The following is a 21,770-nucleotide window of genomic DNA, read 5'->3' as shown; positions in this document are numbered from 1 at the left end:
AGAAATGATCTTGAAACCCCACTCAATATCTATCCATTAAACGTATCGAAACCGGGAAAGAAAGCAGCAGATTATTTCTTATCTGTTTCGTTTAATGAAAACGGTGTGAATGTTTGGACAGAGTAATCCTTATAAGATCCGTATGATTTCTTGTTTTGGTGATTGCAAGGAGTCCCATGTTGAACTCTTCAAAATAAAAAAACGTTGCCAGCCGGTTATTTACAAAAAAACAACCGTGCCATAGTTGATATTTACTGACACGTAAAGACATAAATTCATCTATTTTTGCGTCTTTTACTACTACCTTTGATACGGCTGTAACGGTTTCCTTAATTTTATCGTTTATCTCCGGCTTTCCAAGCAGCCGGAACTCAGGGTCTTCGGTTAAATCAAGAAACGCGTTGTTAATATCGCCGAAATTATCGTTATGTATGAGAGTTTCTGTCAGTTGCTTTACTCTTTCGTCAACAGTCATAGTTTATAACTCCTGTTTAAATCCTCGGTTTGATTTTTATGTGAAAATCCGTCCCATTGCTGACATTTGTCTCTATGCTGCCGTGCATCTGTTTTATAAGGATATTTATGAGCTTAAGCCCCATTGTTTTGACTTTATCGAAATCTATCTTGGTTTGCATTCCAACGCCGTTATCTCTTACGGTTATGTGAATAATATCATCTGCTTTATGTGCCGTCACGCCTATCTCCCTGACATCACAATCGGTAAAGGCATATTTGTACGCGTTGGTAATCAGTTCGTTAATGACGATACCCAGGGGTATTGCCGTATCAATATCGAGCAATATACTATCCTCTATTTCTGTTATTATATCGACGGGTTTAGTATCGTAAGAATCTTTCAACGCTGGTATAATCTTTTTCAGGTATTCACTGAGATTAACGCTTTGCAAACTTTCCGATTTGTACAGGATTTCGTGAACGAGAGACATTGCCTTAATCCTGTCCTGGCATTCCAGCAATTTGCGTTTTGCCTTTTCGTCTTCGATGGTCATGGCCTGCAAACCTAAGATGCTCGATATCATCGTCATGTTGTTTTTTGAGCGATGGTGTAATTCCCTAAGCAATATCTCCTTTTCCGCAATAGATTCCCTTAGCTGATCCTCCATATTGATTCGAGTCGTAATGTCTTTAGCTAAATGTACAAATTTTGAAACTCTACCGTATAAGTCTAAAATGGGATAAACCGTGACCTCAGCATAGAGTTGTGTGCCGTCTGAATTGGTATGAATGTGTGTCGCAGTCATCAGCGTTCCCGTCTTGTTCCATTCAATTATAGGGCAAGGATACTTTGTGGTGCGGCATGAACATCCATGATGTCTTGTCATCTCAAAACATGACTTTCCAACTATCTCGCTCATTTGACAGGCATGTTTGTTCAATGTGGCATTATTAGCCCATAAGATTTTAAAATCATTGCTTAAAAGCATAATCTCATCGGTAATGCCATGGGCTATGCTTTCCAGTAATTGTCTGGATTGGTCATTGGTTATATCCTCGACTATTTCAAGAAAACGATATAATTCGCCATTTTCGTCATACTCAGGCACTACTGTCTTTCTCATATAAAAGTCTTTATATCTAAATTCGTAATTCAGCAGCCTTTTTTCTTTGGCGCTCTGTGCCAGCATGCAATAACTGCATATTTTATCTGTTCCCGTCCGTGAGTTATCGCGTGCATATTCGCCAATCATGTCGAAGCATTTATGGCCAGAGAGCTCTTCCTCGGAGAATCCAACATGCTTGCAAACGAATTTATTAACCTTTATTATGTTGTAATCCTTATCTATGTAGGCAATGCCGATTGGCAGATTGTCCAGTATAGCTTGCAGCTCCGCTAAGACCGAGCGCTGTTGTTCGGATTCCCCTATAAGCTTGCTGATGGATGTATTTGTTTTATTTGCAAAACTATCAGCTCCCAAAAACCCCACCTCTTAAAAGCATTTACCTTTCATAGTGAAATATCAACATTGTCCCTGCCCTATGGTTAAATAATACGATTAAATCCAAAGTAAAGTCAATTTTCTGGTATGCTTACAAAGGCAGGTGGCGATGAGCTTGCGACGTGTGCCTTCAAAGTTGGACGAGTGAAGGCTACCCGGTATTCTACTATTTTTTGTGGTGATCTGTCATAAAAGGCCGCAACATCTCCATGTTAATTTCATTAAAACCAACCAGCCTGCCGCGGTATTTTGCTATATAGTCATTCGCTTGCAATTGAGAGGAAAATGGAACCAGTATGTCTCCCATAGCGCCCCTGACCTCAGCTCCATAAACCAAAATTGCCGTCTTTGCATCTATCCAGTGCCCTGTTGGATTGCTCCAGTCCTCTTTCCCCATATCGTTTACGTAGATGGCAGCAATGTTTTTGGGGCTGTCAGGCTGCAGATAAAATGTAAACAGATCCAGTGTGCCACAAAAGAAGTCATGTCGGCCGTCTGTGTAAATTATTTGTGCCTTGGGGCCGGGAAATTCCAAAAGTGGCATTGCACAGACACTGCACACACTGTTTTTGTCTAATGGAAGGGGAGGATATTTTTTAGTATCCTCCCCTTTGGAACAACCAACTATAAACAACAGTGACACGGTTAACAACCAACTATTTAATGTTAAACCCTTCACTATTTTTTAGACCTTAAACTCCTGCTAAGCGACAACCCGCCAACAAACACGCAGAGCGCTACAAGAGGTGGAAACACATATACTCTTAGTGGTGTTGCTGGCTCAAGCATCAGGTAATACCATGCTGACACAGCGCCCTTTATGCCGCTTTCGCCATTTTGTCCGTCAAATGCCGCTATTGAAAACGGTACAAACTTGCCAGGCAGTACTTCGAAATCATCCTTAGTGCTTGTTTTCAGTGCTCTTTTATAGACCACCCTGTACAGGCCGTCGTTATAACCTGCTATTACAGTTACGTCCTGTTTTGGTAAATCCGCTACATTGTCATATCCCTTAGCTATCTGTTCTGTCACCTTACCAGTATCAGAGGCTTTCCAGTTCCAGAGATGCACGGGATGCTTTTTATCACCCATGAAGAAATAGGGCTTTTCCGCCTCCTCTGTTACTTTTTCCGGAAATTGAATCCACACACCGTCAGCAGGCTTACCATCAGCACCGGTGTTGGGCCTTTTGTCACTCCACTCCACCATAATTGCAAATTCCTTATCCGAATACAATCCTCTGACTCTGACGTTAGTGATAAGAGGCGTAAAATCACGTGGCTCAAACATGAGCTGCCCGCCCATAGGCAAATCCATATACTCTGTGCCATCCCACGCCGGATCATCCACTTTTGCAGGAATTGCAGCAGTTTTTTTGATCTTTATGGCAACTCCCAGTTTTCTCTGCTCCTGCAGCGACTTTATAAACACAGCCAGGGCCCACCTGTCCTCATCCTTAAGTGAATCCATATAAGAGGTCATAGGGGTTCCGCCCAATCCTACCGATATTGTCCTGTAAATATCTTCAACGGTTGAGCCGTTTCTTAACTCCCACGGATGAGTGTAATTGGCAGGGGTTATAGGGTCTCCCCAGTCGTTTTTAAAGTTTTCCTGCCAGCCCTTCTCTCCGTTACCACGCCCGGCCTTGCCGTGGCACTCCACACACTTGGCCTTGTTAAAGAGCTCCTTGCCCTTTGCTATTAGCGCAGCACTGGCCTTTGGAGGCGTTCCTATGGTTATGGGCTTACCGGCATCTTTAAATATGTCCGGAGCAAACGTCTTAACGTGAGCAACAATCGCCTTTACCTCATCATCGGTAAATCTAGTCCAGGGAGGCATCGATGTGCCAGGGTTACCATTTCTGACAATCTTTGTAATATCTGCATCAGTTGGTGGATCCCCAGACGGTGTTGATCTGAATTTATATGTACCCATGGTGAAATCCCTGGGTTTTGGTACAGAAAACTTATCCGTGTAGGACTTGGCATCGCCGTCATAACCGTGGCACTGTGCGCACCACCCGTTATAGAGTTTCTTGCCCTGACTGTCCTCAGCGCTTGCTGATAAATACCACGCCGAGCATAAAACCACAGTCAGTAGTATCGTTAAAAGAATTTTCTTCATTTTCCCACTCCTTCTGTGTTAGTTAACTTCTCGGCTTATTGCCCGTGGCTTCATAGATAAACAGTGTCACTTTCCAGATTTCATCCTCTGTCAGTAAATCCTCAAAAGACGGCATAGCAGAATTCCATGGAGTGCTACCTGCAGGCAGCCCTCTCCAGCCCTTAGCTATACGCCAAAAGACAAAGGACTCCGGTAACTGTGCTATAGTGTCAGTTCCCCGAAACGGGGGCGGAACCGGATTAAAGCCCAGCGCCAGATGCCCTCTGCCGTCAAGGTCGTCTCCGTGGCAATAAAAACAATTCTGATAGTAGATTTTCTTTCCAGCCTCAAGATTGCCAGCCATGTTGGCCGCATCTTTTCTGAGAGGATTTTCAAGCCCAATGATGGTAATTGGTTTTCCTCTGAATTCAATTGAGGAAACCGGCTCAGGATGCACTATTCTTGCCGATACGGGCGGTTCATAGTTAGGTTTTACCTTATCAAAAGTCAAATACCCGGCAAACAGCGGCAAGGCTATAAACACTATCAGCACTCTTAAAATCCGTTTGTTGTCATCGGCTAAGACCGCTCTTACCGGTTCAAGTAAAGCTTCAAATGTTGACTCCTGAATCGAAAAGTAAATAAACAGCGAAAACACCGACATAGCCATGTACATTGTCATAACCTGAGCCGGGAAGGGAGCTGTAATAAGTCCCACGCTTTTCAAAAGTCCGTATATCAGTGTAAGCAAACCAAGGAAATTAAAAAAGGGGGATTTCTTTAAGACTGAAACCACTGTTATTAAAAGCCCAATGGCAGCAATTATAGGATATATTTTCATCATTCCTATTATTTACCTCCTTTTTTGGCTTCTATATCTATTTGTTCTTTCAACACAGGGACTGACTCAGGATAGGAGACAGATACCTTTGCGCCTCTGCTTTGTAAATATGCAGCAACCGCTATCAACTCTCCATCGTTAAGCGATGTTGGAGGCTTGTGGATGGGAGGCATCATGTTTTCAAATCCCTTTTGAATGTATGCTGAGGGATTAACCAGCGCTTCAAAGACGTAGGACTCAAATTTCATATTTCTCTCTTTAGCGCTTTTTTCCATCTCAACACCGATTGTTGATATTGCAGGGGCCCGCATCCCAACCTCTGTTTTAACCGGATGGCACACCATACACTGTCCTTTGCTAAAGACTATCTGTTCACCGACTGCTATCAGATCGTCCTGAGAAATCCCCTTTTCTATCTTTGTCTCCTTAGGAGGGCGTGACTCAGACTGAGGGAGGAAATATAGTCCTATGTAGGCAAAGAATATGTTAAGCCCTACCACTACTGTCAATAACTTCAACACACCGCCTTTCATGTTTGAGCCCCTCCCTTGTCCGCTACCTTTTCAAGTTTCATAATGCTCCAAAACAAAAGCCCTATCAGCGCAAAGAATATCACCGTAACAATGGAGGAAACAACCGCTGCATAACCATGAGTCGGTAAGTAAGCATCCGGACTTGTGTCTTTAACGATTCCATACACGTGCCAAAACTGCCGTCCGCCGCTTCTCATATAGCCCATCATTGCCATGAGCCACGTAAATGTCACCGTTATCCCTATGAGTGCGTACTGCGACCGCTCCGGCATTTTGCCCCATCTGGGCTCCCCTATAACTATCGCCCCTTTGTACATCATAGTGTCAAGCACAAAGAGAATTATAATTGAGAGGAAAAATATCCCAAACTGAATCGGAGACAGCACTTTCACTCTCACCGCAGATGTCACCATATAACTGTAAATACCTATGGCGATGGCAGCGGCAGTAGAAAGCACTATTACGGCAGCTCTGATGGTATGCCCAAGCTTAGCCCAGCTCACTATCGGCTCTTTGTTACTTATTTTAAATATGGTAAAACTTAAAAATGTGGCCATATATGACACAACAACGGCAGTGTTTTTAGAGGCCATAACGCCAAGACTTCCCAACACAGGGTGATACGCTCCCATCCGTCTTGCCTCCTCAAGGCTAAGCGCTATGCTGTGCGGAGTAAGCCACACGGCATACCCCAGCAGGTTTACGATAAACAGATATTTAACGTATTTAAAATACCTTTCGCCCCCTGGCATCTTATTCAGGGAAATCCACAGGTAATAGTTAACAAACATAAGAATAGCTCCGATAAGAATTGCCTGCATAACCCAGAGCCATGCAAAAAACCCGCCCATAAGCTGAATTCCCATCTGTTCGTTAAAAGAGTAAATTTCCACACCAAGCAGATATCCGATTCCGGGCAGAATCAGTGAAAACCCGATAGAAATCATAGCTGATGTGTAACCCATCCAGTCGTAGTAGGCGCGCTGTTCGTCAGTCTCAGCGGTTATAAACCTGTAAGCTGCATAAGCTGCGGCAATACCTGCGCCAAAAACCACGTTAGCAAAAAGCCTGTGAAGTGAAAGAGGTATCCACATGTATGACTTAATGGCTTGCCATCTGTTAATTAGCTCGCCTGTTTCACTTACTCCGTGCGGATTGGGAGTTGTCATATACCCAACCCATGAGCTGGTTATCAGAAGCATGGTTATGCCCATGATATTAAGAAGACCGCCAATGGCTACATGCGTTCCCTTTTTACTGCCCTTCATCTGCTTCCATGAATAGAAGTAGTAGTAGCAGACAAGCGTTTCAATGTACATCACCAACACATAGACCCACCATGTGGGCCCAAGGATTTTCATCAAATGGTCTATAAACTTTGGATACAATACTGGTAAACTTATCATTAGTATCGTTCCAACAGCCGCCGTAAGCGTATAAGCCAAAGTAAAGAGTTTAGTAAAATCGTAGGCAATCCTGTCAAGCCTCTCATCATTACGCCTCCAGCTCATAAACTCCATTGAAACGGCAAAAATCGGAACCCCCAGGACAAAAGCGGCAAAATTAAGGTGAAGCTGCGCTATTATCCAAACCCACACGCGGCTCCCGATTACAGGGAAAAACCTGTAACCATCCTCCGTAGGCGCTGACAAAACTTTGTTTAGGATAAAAAGCACAGCAAAACCAACGCCCAAAAACAAGGTTAACTTTATAACCCCTTTTATCAGGCTTTTAGATGGGCTAACGTCTGCCATATTAATCTCCCTATGTAGTTTATATTAAAAAACCAACAGGTTCATCACATCTCAGCGATGAACCTGTTTCATACCAAATCTATTTCTTAGCAAATGTGTGGTCAAGTGTAGCTGTTGCGCCAGCCTTTACCTCTACATCCACTACCGCCTCGCCAAAGCCCTCATGCCAAAACTTCACTTTGTACTTGCCGGCAGGAATATCTTTTATCTCGAAGGAGCCCTTGTCGTCTGTGATTGCTGCATAAGGGTTTGGAGTTGCATAAACAAATGCACGCATCCATGAGTGGGCATCACAGGAGACACTCTCAAGTCCGGCTACTTTTACGGGTTTTTCTATTGTCTGGTCTTTGTTGGGAAGAGCTAAATTATACACGGTTCTTTTTTTGCCCGGTGCCAGTATTAAACCAATTGATGTGTTGTGAAATATCGGGTCGCTGTTTTTCATGATATACTTCTGCCCCATGTAAGCAATGCTTACCAACGGCTCAAAGGCACACTTGTGGTTATCTATAACCGTGTCTGTTTTTGGTGCGGCCTTACCCTTGGTTATATCCTCTACTGCTACGATAACGTTCTTTACTCCACCGCCGGCTCCTACCACATACATTCCGGCAGGGTGAGACTTACCGCAGTACTCTGTGTCCTTATTGATGTCAAGAACCGGATCAGCAGGCGCACCTGAGGTTTTCACTATTCCCTTTATACTCCCACCATCTTTTACATCCACCACCTCATACTTATCGGCTGCAAACGCCACAGCACTCACACAAAGAAACATAACCATACACATCAGAGCAACTAACTTCTTCATCTACTTTACCTCCACTTAAACCGCTTTAAAGTTTTTCAATTATCTTGAAAATCAAGATTCTGCCAAATATGTTTTATTCCAATGAATTATCCTTTATCTGTTACAGTTCTTTCAGTAACTAAAGTAACTTTAGAATCGTTACTGTGTTATGCCAAACGTTCTTTACCTGGTGTCAGATTTGTTGCTTAAGTCAACATCAAGGGTTTTGGTTTCCCCTTCTGATACAACGACTGTTTTTTCCACCTCGCCAAATCCCTCATGCCAAAACCTCAGAGTGTATTTGCCGGACATAAGCCCTGTTATCTCATACTCTCCTTTTTCGTTAGAAACTGCGGCGTACGGGTGATCAAAGACAAACACAATGCCTCTTAGCCACGGATGGGCGTTTGACTTAACGCGAATGTAGCCTGTGTCTTTAGTAAATCTGTGGAAATCCCGTATTGGTTTTCTAAGTTCCATCCCCTGTGTGGGAAAGGCAAGATTTAAGATAGTGGAACCGTCCTCAAGTGGCCGCTTTGAGATCTCCTTTTGGTAGTCAAGCCCAAGTTTTAGCTGAACAGTGTGTAAAATTGGATCATTATTTTTAATTACATATTCGCTGCCCGTAAAGCCCAAAGAAACATGCGGCAGCACCCTGCATTTATCTATCGTAATTTCCACATTTTTTTTAGGCAGCGCCATTCCTTTTTTAACATCTGTGACAAATACAACAACATTTTTTACCTTTGAATCAGAAATCAAATATTTGCCGGCATTGATTGTTTTACCACAGACTGATTGATCCTCTGTCACATTGATGACCTCATCGGCGGGGACTGCACCACTGTTTTTAATGACCCCTTTAATTGTAGCACCGTTTTTAACATCAACAGTGTCGTAGCCGTAAGCACTCCCGCCTAACACTATAAACACAAAAACCGTTAAGAAACCCCATGTTTTTAAACGCATTTTAGTAATCCTCCGATACATTTTATTTTAGATATTTTCTTTTAAACACAAAGTAGCTAATCAAAAGCGGAGAAACAATCCAAAACAGATTAACCACCCACAGGACATACCTGTTCATAAAGCCGGGAAGCTCCACAGAGGCAAGCCCTAAAATTACCGAAAACTGCCCTATTGTGATAAAATTAAGTATCCTATAGACATCCACAGGGTTAAGCATCAGAAGGAGAGAAAATATTTTAGGGCTAAGCACCCCTTTTGTGATAATCAGCACCCCTACCAGAGCCAAATCATAAAGGATTGTAAACAAAAGCCACAAAAACACCGTAAACGCTATAGACTTGCTTCTTTCCACTATGAGTACGGATACCAGAAAGGAAATGCTTAAAAACATGATTCCTAAAAAAATGGAATTAACAACAAACATCAAAAATCCGGCAAGTGACCCTGAGCCTGCCTTAAAGATAAGCACAAATCCCGGAAGACAAAACCCGGCAATGATTGGAATAGTCAGTGAGGCGGCAAGCCCTATAAATTTCCCTGCTAAAAATTCAAACACAGAAATTGGCGACGCTAAATATAAATCAAGCGTTTGTCTGTCTCTTTCATCGGCAATGATTCCTCCTCCAAGGGTTAGAGCAAGAATCGGAATAAAATAAACTGCAAGGCTTGTCAGACTTGCTATGGTGGCACTCATGTTTGTAAAAGATACCACCCCTGAAGATACTGAGCCAAAATAGGCGATTATCAAAGTAAAAACCGCAAACACAATCGTAATTACAATGACCCATTTGCTTTTTAGTTTATCCGATAACTCCTTAACAGCCATCGCTCTAAGCGCATCAGTGAATACCAAAGAACACCTCCTCAAGACTTGGCTCCCGCACCGTGAAATCTGAAAACGAATCCTTATGCTCTAAGATGCAGCTAAGTACTCTCATTTTTTTATCCCTCGGTAAGTCTGTAACAAGGGAGCCGTCTTTGACAGCAATATTGTCCAAACCCTCTGCCTTCAGAAGTTCCACAATCCGCTTGTCACCATCCTCCCTGAGCATCACAACCAACCTAAGGGGAAGATTAAACCCTCGATAAAGCTCCTCAAGTGAGCCTGTTGCTTTAATATTTCCCTCTTTCATAATTCCCACTCTCTGCACTTTTTCCTCTATCTCAGCCAGAATATGAGAAGACAGCACTATGGTCATATTCCTGACACTCTTTAACTCATCCAGTATCCCGTAAAGTTCCCGCACACCCACAGGGTCAAGCCCCGACGTTGGCTCATCCAGCACAAGCAGAGCGGGATTATTAAGAAGTGCCTGAGCAAGGTTAATCCGCTGCCTCATCCCCTTTGAATACCCTCCAACCCTTCTTCTAAGTGCCTCATCGGCGAGAATCTTTCCGAGCACGTCTTTAATGTTACTGACGCCTCCGCCCTTTATCCGGGCAAAGTGCTGCAGTGTCTCAAACCCCGTCAGGTTGTCATAAAACGACACCCGCTCAGGCATATACCCAATCTGCCGTCTTATCTCTATCCAGCCTTTTTCATCCAACGATACACCGTCAAAAAGCACACTGCCCTCAGTTGGCTTAATTATGCCAAGCAGCAGCCTCATCAGAGTTGACTTACCGGAGCCATTTGGCCCCACAAGTCCAAACGTCTCGCCATGCGCTATCTCAAGAGTCACTTTCTCAAGAGCAACAACGTCTCCGTAACGTTTTGTCACTTCATTAAAGGTAATTTTCAATAGATGCCTCCTGTGTTGGAGAGTTTCTGTATGTCCACATGATAACGGGCTGGCTGGTAGTTTGCGTATTTAGCCTTAAGCAGCCTCCAGTTTTTATGAAGAGGCGCCATAGAGGGAGTTCTGTCTGTCACCTTGGGGACTTTCAGTATAGGGAACTGTTTTTCTATTATTTTTAAAACATGAATTGCCGGGCTGCTGTAGAGAAGCTTAGCCAGAGGGTAACGCCAGAAAATATGGTCGACCACCGTGTTTGACTCATAGGGCATATCCCCACTACCCTTTCCGGTCATGTCCCAGCCCAGATAGTCGCTCCAGTAGTTTCCGTTCCACTCCTGATCTTTAGCCGCCACATACTTTACCTGCACCTCGTTATCAATCAGCGAATTGCCTGTTATCTTGTTTTCCTCAGAGCCCCCCCAGCTGTGAATCCCAATGTTGTTGTTCATTACGAGATTAGATTTAACCTCATTTTCTATGGAATTATACAGAAAGATTCCCTTTGTGTTGCCGATAGATATATTTTCATTTATTTCACTTCTTATAGTTTGATTTATTAAAAGCCCGTGTGTTTTATTTCCAACGGCGATGTTTCTGTTTGCAACGGTGTGTTTGGTGTACATGATGGCCATCCCTACAAGATTGTCAATTACAATATTGTCGCAGAAGTTACCCGAATCAACCCACATCGTGTGTATTGCATAACGGGAATTTGTTACCTCGTTATCTGTCACTGTTGCGTAGTGGGAGACCTCCATATAGATGCCATCCCGGCAGCTTGTAATCTTATTGCCGCTAACCTCAAGGTTTAGGGTGCCAACTGCAGTTATACACGTTCCCCTTGTGTTCTCATCTTTATCCTCTATGCCCTCTACCGTATTGTCAACAATAGCGGTATCCAGACTCTCTACAACCTTTATCCCAAACATAACGTTTTTTAAAACATTCTTTTTTATCAGTACCCCTTGCGATCCATTGTGGACAAGAATTGCGACATCGTCTGCAGCGTGTTTCCCCTCGTATTTTATAGTAAAGCCCTCGACTGTTACGCCGGAACTTGTTATATCAATAACATAGCCGCCTTTTGAGGTTATAACGGGATTGTTGATTCCTTTAATGTGTATTTTTTTATTTAATTTAAGAGTCTCAGAATACGTGCCGCCAACAACCTCTATCGTGTCGCCGGGTTTTGCCTTACTGAGAGCCTCATTAATAGTCTTAACGCCGCCATCGCCGACTTTTAATACGGCTGCAGCTCCGGTTGTTGCTGATACCATAAAAATGGCAAAAAACAATGAAATCAAACGGCAACTATTCACTTGTTTTTGCCTAATAGCCCTGTACATCTGTGTGTGTCATGGTAAATCATCTGGCAGTCAAGGCACTGCATACACTCGGCGTAATTAATGTCGCCAGTAGTACTGATTGCAGCGCTGTTACAGGATTTGGCGCATACTTTGCAACTGGCGCAGAGCGCTCTTCTTTTAAGTGTGCTCATAGGCAGAAAGTTTTTTAAAATTGAAGGAATTGATATTGCTGCCCCCAAAGGACAGAGGAAGCGGCAAAAGGCACGGTAAACAACCACCGACAGAAGTGTCAGCACAATAAAGTACGCTACAAAATACCATTGCCTGTTAAGTTTTAGCACAAAGGTTTTAAATGGCTCAACCTCCGTCAAAAACTCCGAAAGCATGAAGTTATACCATGCAAGGCCAACAATTGCGGCAAGGGCTATGTATTTTAGTTTCAACAATACTCTGTGTGCCCCCTGAGGAACTCTGAGATTTATCCATGGAGATTTTATCTTACCGGCAATTGAGTTTAATAACTCAAGCATCGCACCGTAAGGGCACAACCATCCGCAATAAGCCCCCCTGCCCCATATAACCGCACTTATAGCAATAAAGGCAAAAGACAGAAAAATAAACGGCTCCATAAGAAACAATTCCATAGGGAAATTGCCGTCTTTAGCGGCACTTATAGCTATGGCAATGTTTGTGGTGGTTGGCTGGGCTTTTAAATACAACCCTGCATAGAAAAAAGAAACCACTAAAATGCCGTAGCGGATTACCTTAAAAACTAATGGCCGCTTTGACAAACGGTCTCTAAAAAGAAACACCACAGCTATGGCAACAATCAAGGCAGCAAAAAGAACGATGTGCACTATCTTTTGAGTCCATATGATTTTCCACAATGCGGTTTCCATCCGTTACTCTGTGAACCTGTCGGCAAGGGCATAATCTGCCGCTGTTGCATGGAACTTCTTTGTTGCTCCCTCTCTTAAAGACACCATGAGTTTAAGTTTAAAAGGAACGGTTGGGTCAAAATCTTTGGCTCTTATGATAAACACTCCGCCCTCTTTAATGGCCGGAGCTCCTTTGGCCGATAGCTCAGTAAGAATACTATAATCCTTGTCGGTAAACACATAGGTTCTGCTTCCTTGCTCTATGCTGAATCTCTCAAACACTCCACCACGTACAAAACCGGAGCCCTTAAACGATCCCTGTCCACGGGACACTATAAATATGGGTGTCTCACCCTCCTTTAACGTTGACATTACCTCATTAAACGTCTTCTCACCCAGTATATTTTTACCAATTGTGGGGGCCGACACGACTCCGAAATATAAATCCAGATACGCTTCTTTACTCTCAATACCCATATCCTTAGAGGTTATGATAAGGTTTTTAACGCCGCCTGATGCCACAAGCTCACTAAAGCCCATAGCCTCAAATTTTTGGCTAATCTTCTTACCTTTTTTGTCACTATATTTAATCAAACCGGCTGCCGCGGCAACCTTCTTTGCCGATTCCAATATTATTGCGTTTTCTACCTCAGCGGTAACGGTGGCTCCGGTTAGCGCATCCATCTTTATATCGTTGCCAAGAGATAAGCCCTTTATAACGCTCTTACCGGCATACTGGGCTATAAAATTATTTAAGTTATCCTCTTTCAGCCCTATCAGCACTATAGGCTCAGAGTGATAAAGCACCTTAACACCAGTCAGATTTCCCGCCGTATCCATTCCTACCAGGGTTTCAATGTGCTTGCCGGAGTACCCAACGTGGTTAGAAGCCCAGTCCTTTGAGTTAATCACATAACCCACAAGTTTACCGCTCAAAAATCCTTCAAGGTAGCGGTCTTTTTGTACAAATCTATCTGCCTTTAATACATCGCCGGGCTTAGATTCATACCTGTGCTCTAAATATGACCAACTCCCTGGATACGCCACCGAATATGAAAAAACCATTATAAACACTGCCATTGCTGCCGCTTTTTTTCTAACTTGTTTGACTTTCACTGTTAAACCCCTTTATTTATAATCTCAGGCGGTATATGCCGCCTGAGATTACTCTTGTTATAGGTTATATGTTTCTAAGTAATTATAAACCTCATTCTCATCTCAAGGTGAAGTGCATGGCAGAAATTCGTACAGTATGCCCAATAGACGCCCGGCTTATCAGCTTTAAATGTTACTGATTTGGTCTGAAACGGAGCCACGCTAAAGTTGATGTTGTGGTCAGACAGTGCAAACCCATGTCCAAGGTCGGCAATTTCGTCATTGTTTGTAACAATGACTGTCACCTCGTCACCCTTTTTGAGTTTAACCTCCTGCAGACCATACACAGGCGCATTTGCCGTAACCTTTACAGTGACCTTGTTTCCTTTTCTTTCCACACCGCTTTTTGTTACAGCAAGCGGATGCTCAGACATGTTGTATCTGTCTTTTACGGCTTTTTCCACTATGTCTCTTCTTACGATTATACAGTCATGGGGCTCTATGTAGGCTGAAGAGTCATGGACAAGTCTCAGCTTTTCACCTGATATATCAACAAGCTGTTCACACTCGTTTTTAGCAGGCCCTACGTTTAGGAATCTGTCTTTTGAAAACTTATTCAAAGACACGAGCCATTTACCGTCAGCCTCTTTTGTTTCAGCCATCGAGGCCTCTATGTGTCCCACCTGGTAGTGCACGTCAAGGACGTCAACGATGTGTGCGTTTTTCTTTTTTTCCTCAGCGCCCTTCTTCTCTGCCTCAATTGCCTTCTGGATGTTCCACTTGACGTTTGTGCTGTCTATAAACACGGAGGTGATGGCATTCCCTCTGCCGTCAAATGTGGTGTGAAGCGGCCCAAGCCCAATGTAGGGCTGAGCAACGACACACTCCTCCGGTTTGATTTTACCGTTAAACGCATCATCCAGCTTAGCTATGTCTATAACCGAACACGTGGGCGATACTTTTCCAGAGCATATGGCATACTTACCGTCAGGGGTGACATTTACGCCGTGAGGATTCTTAGGAATCGGAATGCGTAGCACTATGTCGGACTTGCCCCTTCTGCCGTCTATTACCTTCACTCCGTTAATAGTCTTGTACTTGCCGGCACTCAGTGCTTTACGGATTCTGTCCCAGTTAAAGACTAAAAGAGCGTCATTGTCGGCAGAGAGCATTTCAGAGATTGTAACGCCTCTTTCCACGTTATAGGATGTAGCCAGTGAGTACTTTCCGGCATAGTCGGTGGCTGCCAAATCCATGTTTTCCTCTGTCATAATCTGGCATACGACCTCCATTTTCTCAGCGTCTATTATTGCATGAATACCGTAGTAGTTATTGGGGTCAGTGGATGAAGCGTTAGGCACCGGCACCTGAAACTCGCCGTTACACACCACCCACTCGGTTTTTGGAGCCCTCTGTGTGAAAAGACCGTGCATTCCCTGAATATTGGGAACATCCACAATCTTATCCACCTCCATGTAGTCCATCCTGATACGTGCCACACGGTTGTTGAGTTTGTCGTTCACAAAGAGATACTTGGCAACGTATGTGCCATCTTTATATGTCCCGTGGACATGGTGGGTATCTCCGCAGAACCGTCCGCGCAGGAGTGCCTTACTTTCGTTGGTTATACCATAGCCTGAGCCTACATCTACATTAAACACGGGTATTCTTTTTAGTTCTCTCATTGAGGGCAGACCAAGGATTCTAACCTCGCCGGAATGGCCGCCGCTCCAGAAACCATAGTATGAATCCAACTCACCGGGTTTTACCTCATTACTCTGAGTGCCTACATTTTTAGTCTCAGCATGTGCCTCAGTTGTACTTAAAAGTGTATTTTGGACACTATCTTTCGTTATGTTTTCAAGAGCAACGATGCCTGCACCAACGCTTGCGCCTGCCACTCCCAAATACTTAAGAAAGCTTCTTCTATCAAAAGACATATCTCTACCTCCTCTTTTCTGCTAAAGCCTTCCCATTAGTTTTAATGTATAGGAAACCAAATGCCATCTGTCCTCTTCTTTTATAGAATCTGCATACGAGGGCATACCTGTGCCGTCAAGCCCTGTGGTGTAAGCGGCATAAACGTTTTCCGGAGCAAAACCCATCTTTGTAGCACCAGATGTAAAGTCAAATGGCAGCACTTTGTCGCCCCAGTCGTCCTTTAAACTGTCCGCCTTCGTACCGTCTCCTTTGCCCTCTTTGCCGTGGCATTCCCAGCATTTCATGTTTTCCCATATTTTCTCACCCTTTGCCACCGACTCAGGTGTGCCGACAAAGGCAGGTTTCTTTATAGTGATACTGCTGCAAGCCTGTTCCTCTTGCCAACGCTTGGAAAAAGTCTTTATATACGCAATGACACCCTTTACGTCCTCCCTGGATAAATCAGCACTCGATGGCATATACGCTCTGGGTATGCCGCCGGTTATCACTCTGGCAAGGTCTGCATCTGTGGGCAGACAACCGGTCGGAGTTGTCCTGAACTTAAACACTCCCGACGTGAAATCCCGTGGAAACACAGTCCACACCATACCCTTCTTTTCGTTACGGTGCACAACGTCCATTAATCCTTTGCCGTCACCTTTGGGACCATGGCAAATTACACAGCGGCTTTCAAACACCTTTTTACCATGGACAGCATCGTCGGCAGCACTGGCTTGATTAACACTTAGCCAGACTGATATTAATCCTGTACTTAGAAAAACCGGCAAAAACACAAGCAGCTTACTCACTATTACGGCATTTTTTACCATTTTTTACCCTCCCAATTCCTGTCCTGATGTCTCCTTGTAGCGGTTTGAAAATAACTGTAGTGTAAAGCTCATAGTGTCAGCACTACCAAATGGAGACATTTGTTAAAATGATACTCTTTAAAATTCCACAATCTTTTAGTACGTCAACCTCCTTTTTTATATAAAATAAAAAAATGGACGTTACAAGAGCCCGCAATGCAGAACCCTTTTGTCCCAACAAAATCTTTATACACGCTGCCATGAAATGATAAGACATTTAAACACGTCTAAATACCTCTCAACAATAACTAAAGTCACTGTACGCTTAAGTCACAAGATCGCATGTCTTGCAATTGCTGTGTGTACAATCATAATATAGGGGTTAAATTGTGGTGTTATATGAGGGGAATATTTATTATCAAAACGGTAATGTGCGCCACAAACTGCTTACCGGTTTCAACGGCTGCTGACGCACGTTCCAAAGAAATCCCGGAGCTGGGACCGGTTTCATAATCGGCTATGGCCTTAAGATTGTAAGCCTGAGACAAAAAAATCCGAAGTTCAGCCGGAACATGCGGATAATCTTTGGTCAGACGTAAAAACTCCATTTGAACACCTTTATGAGTTTTGAATGTCTTTCCCAAACGCTCAAAGATAAAAGCCTGAGCTGCATGAAATCCGGCAAGATAAGCAGTACGCCCGGCATCATCGTTGAGTCCAACGTTGAGCATTGTGTCGGCACGCACAAGAAGCTGCCGGGCTTTTTCGAGAAAGCGCTCTGCCTCCGGCGTCACAGGTCAAGCCCATCCTCTCTGATCTCGTGCATGAGAGGCGAGCGCTTTTGATAATCAGTGGCTGAATAGGGCCATGCATCAAAAAAAGCACCCGTGTCATCAATGAAACTGACACGAAGCACTGCCAACTTATCCAGCTCAGCCCACCTGTCGGAAAGTGATTTCAGAAACACGGCAATGTCATAATCAGAATCCTCCCGCCCATCGCCGCGGGCTCGCGAACCGAACAACACTACACGGTCAATACGGTCGCCGTAAATTTCATCAAGCGCCGCACGAAATCGCGCAAGAACAGGATCATATACCTTCATAATATAATTTTAGCACAAATTCGGTTATTTCGTTCTAATAACCACGCAATGACAGCAAGCAATAACCACCCTCCAACGGCTGGTAACCACTTGCTCTTAACTAGTTTTAGTTATATAACAGGCATATTTTCCCCAACAACCTGCCAACAGTCCTTATCTATGAACATGCTACCCCCCACCCATCTTTTTGAATTTTGAATACAGCAACAATTCTGTTGTTTTTTTATAGGTATTCTACCAGGCAATAACCAGCACAATCAATACAACAATATACAAAAAAATTCTCTTGACAAAACAATTCTAATGTGATAATATTTACTATCTTGTAATCATTACATATTAGTATTTCGCAGGGGGAATATAACAATTACAATGATGAGCATTGCTAAGTACAGACAAGCAGGATTAAAGCTGACGCCTCAGCGGATGGCGATTCTGGATTATCTGAAAGAAAACAGGCAGCATCCGTCGGCTGAGGAGATTTTTAAATACGTTTCACGGAAGTTTCCTACTATGTCTTTTGCTACGGTTTATAACACCCTTGAAACTCTTGAGCGCCAGGGTTCTCTGATGGTACTGATAATAGACCCAAACAGAAAACGCTATGACACGGTCACGGCCCCTCATCACCATCTGTTTTGCACAAGCTGCAAAAAGATTGCCGACTTAGAAAGAGATTATGAGCTTGAAATACCGGAGGACGAACGGTTAGGATTTAAAATCTTCGGTAATCGGATAGAGTTTTATGGTCTTTGCCCTCAGTGTAAAGACAATGCAGCGGATACTTAACAGTTAGAATAATAAAAAGGAGGGACTTCTGAAAAATGGCGGTGTTTAAATGCGAAAAATGCGGTGCCGAAAAAGACGGCAAATGTAAGCCACAAAAATGCCCAGCCTGCGGCGATAAGGGCACAATGAAAAAACAAGAGTAATAAGGGAGGGAAATAACATGTGTATGGACCACTCATTTAAATGTAACTGCGGCTCAGAGGAGGTTAGTATAACTCTTAAAAATGAAATCCTGCCCCCTGAGACACTGCTTGCCGTTTATTGCCCTAAGTGCTCAAAAGGCGTTGACTTTAATCCTGCCACTATGGTCAGAGACAATGGCTGGATACTTGAGTATGAAATGGAGGTGGCATCTTTGCTTGCTGCCGGCATGCCCACAGAACATAAGAGAAATCTATCTCCGGAGCTGATTTTTGACGAGGACTACTGCTCATGGCGCGGAGTGTATCCGGGAGACCATATAGACAGCATTAAAGAGCGGGAGCAGATTCTGGCTCTTGCCAAAGTTGACCCCAAAAAATACCTCTCTGAGATGAAAACCTGGGCTAACAGCAGAATGGAAAAACTAAGGCAACAGGGATGGAGAAAGGCCAATGACAGAGTCTCGGTTTAAGGAAAAACCGGCTTGCAGCATAAAAACTGTAGTGCCTCACACTGTCGTGTGTGCTGGTTGCAGCTATGAAAACGAGGTGTGGAGCGATGAGGATGGCCCTGTCTGCATGAAGTGCGGAAAACCTCTAAGGAGCGCACAATAAAATGGAGGCGTTCTGTAAAAATAACCTACACGAGGATATTGCACAATGAATGTTATTGAAATAAAGCCCCGCATATTCTGGACTGGTGCCGTTGACTGGGCAGTCAGAGATTTTCACGGTTACGTTACCCCAAGCGGAACAACCTATAATAACTATCTCATTATGGATGACGAACTGACACTTGTTGACACTGTTAAGCACGATTTTGTAGAGGTTGGGGTATCAAACATCAGAAGCCTTGTTGATCCGTCCAGGATAAAAAATATCGTGATTAACCACATCGAAAATGATCACCTCGGCTCTTTGGACAGAATCATGGAGCTTGCCCCTTCTGCCACAATTTATACTACAAAAAGGGGCAAGCAGGGTATGGACAGGTTTTTCGATATTGCCTCATGGAACATTAAAGAGGTCAAAACCGGTGATACCCTAAAGACCGGTAAATATACCCTGAGGTTTGTTGAAACTCCAATGATACACTGGCCTGATTCCATGATGACTTACGTTGACGGAGCAAAACTGCTGATTTCGCAGGACGCATTTGGCCAGCACCTTGCCTCTACAACGCGGTTTGACGATGAGTTTATAGCCTCAGCTTCGCAAACCGAACTTGAGGACTCAGTGGTTGACTACTATGCCAATATTCTAATGCCCTTTGGCAAATTAATAAAATCCAAGATATCTGAAGTAAAGGACATGGGGCTGGATATTGACATGATAGCTCCCGACCACGGAATTATATGGCGTAAAGACCCCGGCAAAGTCCTCGACATGTACTTAGATATGGCAGAGGGTAAGGCAAGGCTTCAGATTGCTATAATATATGATACCATGTGGCACAGCACTGAGCACATGACGCTTCCCATCATGCGCGGAATAATAGATGAGGGAGTGCAGTGTAAGGTAATAAAGCTGCGGGCAACCCCTATGAGTGTGGCCATTAAGGAGTTTTGGAAATCGAGGGCTTGTCTGGTAGGCTCCCCCACGTTAAATAACGAGGTGTTTCCCTCTGTGGCGGAGTTTATGGTGCACCTTAAGGGATTAAGGCCATCGGACAGATTAATGGGCGCTTTTGGCAGTTACGGATGGGGAGGCGGTGCCGTTAAATGGCTCTATGATACCTTTAAGAGCATGAAACTTCCTGTAATAGAGCCAGGCATACAGATTCAGTACCGGCTAAAAAATGAAGAACATGAAAAATGTTACGAATATGGCCGTACTTTTGCCAAAGCAGTCAGAGAGTTTCACGAAAAAAACTACAGTGCAGCTAATTCGGCTTGCATGAAGTAGTATAAATAAACAAAGGAGGAACGTTTATGCACAGATGCACGGTGTGCGGTTGGATTTATGATGATGAAAAAGAGGGCACCCCTTTTGACAAGCAGCCGGATGACTATACCTGTCCGGTGTGTAATGCACCGAAGGAGGCTTTTGAAGAGGTCTGATACCAAGCTGCCTTCAATCGCCTAACTTTGTTGGCTTTGTCGCAAGCTCCTCAACGTCTCCCCTAAAGGGGAATCCCCTATAAGGGGAAACGTCGCTTGCTTCTCGCCGCCTCGTTATGCATCTGAACGCAACTTGGTATGATATGTGTGGGAAAAATATCTTTTGGTGAAACAATTATAGTAAAGGCAGGAAGCCGTTGGCTTTCAGCCGATAAGTAGGTTAAAAACATTTTTCAAAAGGAGGGTTTAACTATGACGCAAGAGGATATATTGGATGCGGTGTGTTGCGGATTAAAAACAGGACAGCTTGTGCCGGATTTTACGGTGGAGACATTTGAGCCGTCAAAGGGCGATTTTGGCGAGGTATCTCTGGAAAAACTCAAAGCTGCCGGTAAGTGGACAGTGATAGTGTTTTACCCTGCGGATTTCACTTTTGTATGCGCTACCGAGTTTGCGGCGCTTGCCGACCTTTATGAAGAGTTTAAAAAGGAGGGGGCAGAGGTTATCACTGTCAGCACTGACACTAAATTTGTGCATCTGGCGTGGCAAAGAGACGAAAAATCCCTGGCCAATGTTAAATACCCGATGGGTTCTGACCCAACCGGTAATATATCAAGATTATTTGGCGTCTATAACGAGGAAAACGGACTTGATCTCAGGGGCAGCTTCATAATAAGCCCGGAGGGTACGCTTTTAAATTCAGAGATAAACTTCTACAATCTTGGCAGGAACATGGATGAGCTTTTAAGGAAACTCAAAGCCAACATATACCTGTCCAAACACGGAGCGGAAACGTGTCCGTCTAAGTGGAAAAAAGAGGGAGATAAGACTCTAAAGCCAGGCGCTGCCTTAGTAGGCAAGGTGTTTGAAGCGTTAAGCTGATAAGTAGTTAATGTATAAATCCATTGAGGGGCGGTGGTAGTTGAAAAAAACTGCCGCCCCTTAAAAAACTACAGCTGCCGAGGATAATGTTAATACTT

The 21,770-nt window shown here is 43.8% G+C and carries 25 protein-coding genes; 7 read left to right on the top strand and 18 right to left on the bottom strand.

Features of this window, described 5'->3' with window-relative positions; translation table 11 throughout:
* Positions 1-91: 91 nt before the first annotated feature.
* The 18 genes from HQK88_05855 to HQK88_05770 all read right to left on the bottom strand — a co-directional run bounded on the left by HQK88_05855 (position 92) and on the right by HQK88_05770 (position 17,801).
* Complete coding sequence (locus HQK88_05855) at positions 92-475, bottom strand: hypothetical protein (GenBank protein ID MBF0616326.1); 384 nt, start codon at positions 473-475, stop codon at positions 92-94.
* Positions 476-491: 16 nt separating this feature from the next.
* Positions 492-1,937 carry a PAS domain S-box protein gene (locus tag HQK88_05850; GenBank protein MBF0616325.1) on the bottom strand — a complete coding sequence of 482 codons (1,446 nt, stop codon included), beginning with the start codon at positions 1,935-1,937 and terminating at the stop codon, positions 492-494.
* A 187-nt stretch (positions 1,938-2,124) separates the two neighbouring features.
* The gene (locus tag HQK88_05845; protein ID MBF0616324.1) at positions 2,125-2,601 is read right to left on the bottom strand and encodes a nitrous oxide reductase accessory protein NosL; all 477 of its coding nucleotides are present in this window, start codon (positions 2,599-2,601) and stop codon (positions 2,125-2,127) included.
* Positions 2,602-2,636: 35 nt separating this feature from the next.
* Entirely contained in the window at positions 2,637-4,082 is a 1,446-nt protein-coding gene (locus HQK88_05840) for a c-type cytochrome (protein MBF0616323.1), read from the bottom strand.
* Positions 4,083-4,104: 22 nt separating this feature from the next.
* Entirely contained in the window at positions 4,105-4,905 is an 801-nt protein-coding gene (locus tag HQK88_05835) for a cytochrome c (protein MBF0616322.1), read from the bottom strand.
* Between the two features lie 5 nt (positions 4,906-4,910).
* Positions 4,911-5,435 carry a c-type cytochrome gene (locus tag HQK88_05830; GenBank protein MBF0616321.1) on the bottom strand — a complete coding sequence of 175 codons (525 nt, stop codon included), beginning with the start codon at positions 5,433-5,435 and terminating at the stop codon, positions 4,911-4,913.
* Complete coding sequence (locus HQK88_05825) at positions 5,432-7,189, bottom strand: cytochrome ubiquinol oxidase subunit I (protein MBF0616320.1); 1,758 nt, start codon at positions 7,187-7,189, stop codon at positions 5,432-5,434. Before HQK88_05825 ends, HQK88_05830 begins: the two co-directional genes overlap by 4 nt.
* Positions 7,190-7,268: 79 nt before the next feature.
* Positions 7,269-8,000 carry a carboxypeptidase regulatory-like domain-containing protein gene (locus HQK88_05820; GenBank protein ID MBF0616319.1) on the bottom strand — a complete coding sequence of 244 codons (732 nt, stop codon included), beginning with the start codon at positions 7,998-8,000 and terminating at the stop codon, positions 7,269-7,271.
* Positions 8,001-8,162: 162 nt separating this feature from the next.
* On the bottom strand, positions 8,163-8,948 hold the full coding sequence (locus HQK88_05815) for a carboxypeptidase regulatory-like domain-containing protein (protein MBF0616318.1): 786 nt from the start codon (positions 8,946-8,948) through the stop codon (positions 8,163-8,165).
* A 22-nt stretch (positions 8,949-8,970) separates the two neighbouring features.
* On the bottom strand, positions 8,971-9,801 hold the full coding sequence (locus HQK88_05810) for an ABC transporter permease subunit (GenBank protein MBF0616317.1): 831 nt from the start codon (positions 9,799-9,801) through the stop codon (positions 8,971-8,973).
* The gene (locus HQK88_05805; protein MBF0616316.1) at positions 9,788-10,690 is read right to left on the bottom strand and encodes an ABC transporter ATP-binding protein; all 903 of its coding nucleotides are present in this window, start codon (positions 10,688-10,690) and stop codon (positions 9,788-9,790) included. Before HQK88_05805 ends, HQK88_05810 begins: the two co-directional genes overlap by 14 nt.
* Positions 10,687-12,006 (bottom strand): nitrous oxide reductase family maturation protein NosD, encoded by a 1,320-nt coding sequence (gene nosD / locus HQK88_05800; GenBank protein MBF0616315.1) that lies wholly within the window; start codon positions 12,004-12,006, stop codon positions 10,687-10,689. Before nosD ends, HQK88_05805 begins: the two co-directional genes overlap by 4 nt.
* Positions 12,003-12,893 carry a 4Fe-4S binding protein gene (locus HQK88_05795; protein ID MBF0616314.1) on the bottom strand — a complete coding sequence of 297 codons (891 nt, stop codon included), beginning with the start codon at positions 12,891-12,893 and terminating at the stop codon, positions 12,003-12,005. Before HQK88_05795 ends, nosD begins: the two co-directional genes overlap by 4 nt.
* Positions 12,894-12,896: 3 nt before the next feature.
* On the bottom strand, positions 12,897-13,988 hold the full coding sequence (locus HQK88_05790; GenBank protein ID MBF0616313.1) for an FMN-binding protein: 1,092 nt from the start codon (positions 13,986-13,988) through the stop codon (positions 12,897-12,899).
* 74 nt (positions 13,989-14,062) lie between these two features.
* Complete coding sequence (locus HQK88_05785) at positions 14,063-15,907, bottom strand: nitrous-oxide reductase (protein ID MBF0616312.1); 1,845 nt, start codon at positions 15,905-15,907, stop codon at positions 14,063-14,065.
* 21 nt (positions 15,908-15,928) lie between these two features.
* Positions 15,929-16,717, bottom strand: a complete 789-nt coding sequence (locus HQK88_05780; GenBank protein MBF0616311.1) for a c-type cytochrome — start codon at positions 16,715-16,717, stop codon at positions 15,929-15,931.
* A gap of 374 nt (positions 16,718-17,091) precedes the next feature.
* Positions 17,092-17,490, bottom strand: a complete 399-nt coding sequence (locus HQK88_05775) for a HEPN domain-containing protein (protein MBF0616310.1) — start codon at positions 17,488-17,490, stop codon at positions 17,092-17,094.
* The gene (locus tag HQK88_05770) at positions 17,487-17,801 is read right to left on the bottom strand and encodes a nucleotidyltransferase domain-containing protein (GenBank protein MBF0616309.1); all 315 of its coding nucleotides are present in this window, start codon (positions 17,799-17,801) and stop codon (positions 17,487-17,489) included. Before HQK88_05770 ends, HQK88_05775 begins: the two co-directional genes overlap by 4 nt.
* Positions 17,802-18,173: 372 nt before the next feature.
* Here HQK88_05770 and HQK88_05765 point away from each other — a divergent pair, with 372 nt between their 5' ends.
* The 7 genes from HQK88_05765 (at position 18,174) to HQK88_05735 (ending at position 21,672) form a co-directional block, all read left to right on the top strand.
* Positions 18,174-18,590, top strand: coding sequence for a transcriptional repressor (locus HQK88_05765; protein MBF0616308.1), 417 nt, complete (start codon positions 18,174-18,176; stop codon positions 18,588-18,590).
* A 35-nt stretch (positions 18,591-18,625) separates the two neighbouring features.
* On the top strand, positions 18,626-18,733 hold the full coding sequence (locus HQK88_05760) for a rubredoxin (protein MBF0616307.1): 108 nt from the start codon (positions 18,626-18,628) through the stop codon (positions 18,731-18,733).
* Positions 18,734-18,756: 23 nt separating this feature from the next.
* Positions 18,757-19,203: a hypothetical protein gene (locus HQK88_05755; protein ID MBF0616306.1), complete on the top strand. Its 447-nt coding sequence runs from the start codon at positions 18,757-18,759 to the stop codon at positions 19,201-19,203.
* Positions 19,184-19,345, top strand: coding sequence for a hypothetical protein (locus HQK88_05750; GenBank protein ID MBF0616305.1), 162 nt, complete (start codon positions 19,184-19,186; stop codon positions 19,343-19,345). Before HQK88_05755 ends, HQK88_05750 begins: the two co-directional genes overlap by 20 nt.
* Positions 19,346-19,390: 45 nt before the next feature.
* Entirely contained in the window at positions 19,391-20,635 is a 1,245-nt protein-coding gene (locus HQK88_05745) for an FprA family A-type flavoprotein (protein MBF0616304.1), read from the top strand.
* Positions 20,636-20,661: 26 nt separating this feature from the next.
* Positions 20,662-20,790 (top strand): rubredoxin, encoded by a 129-nt coding sequence (locus HQK88_05740; GenBank protein ID MBF0616303.1) that lies wholly within the window; start codon positions 20,662-20,664, stop codon positions 20,788-20,790.
* Positions 20,791-21,042: 252 nt separating this feature from the next.
* Positions 21,043-21,672 (top strand): peroxiredoxin, encoded by a 630-nt coding sequence (locus tag HQK88_05735; protein ID MBF0616302.1) that lies wholly within the window; start codon positions 21,043-21,045, stop codon positions 21,670-21,672.
* The last annotated feature ends 98 nt before the right edge of the window (positions 21,673-21,770 follow it).

It is taken from the genome of Nitrospirota bacterium, assembly GCA_015233895.1.
In the GTDB taxonomy this organism is placed as follows: Bacteria; Nitrospirota; Thermodesulfovibrionia; order Thermodesulfovibrionales; family Magnetobacteriaceae; genus Magnetomonas.
This window is presented reverse-complemented; position numbering and strand designations above follow the sequence as displayed.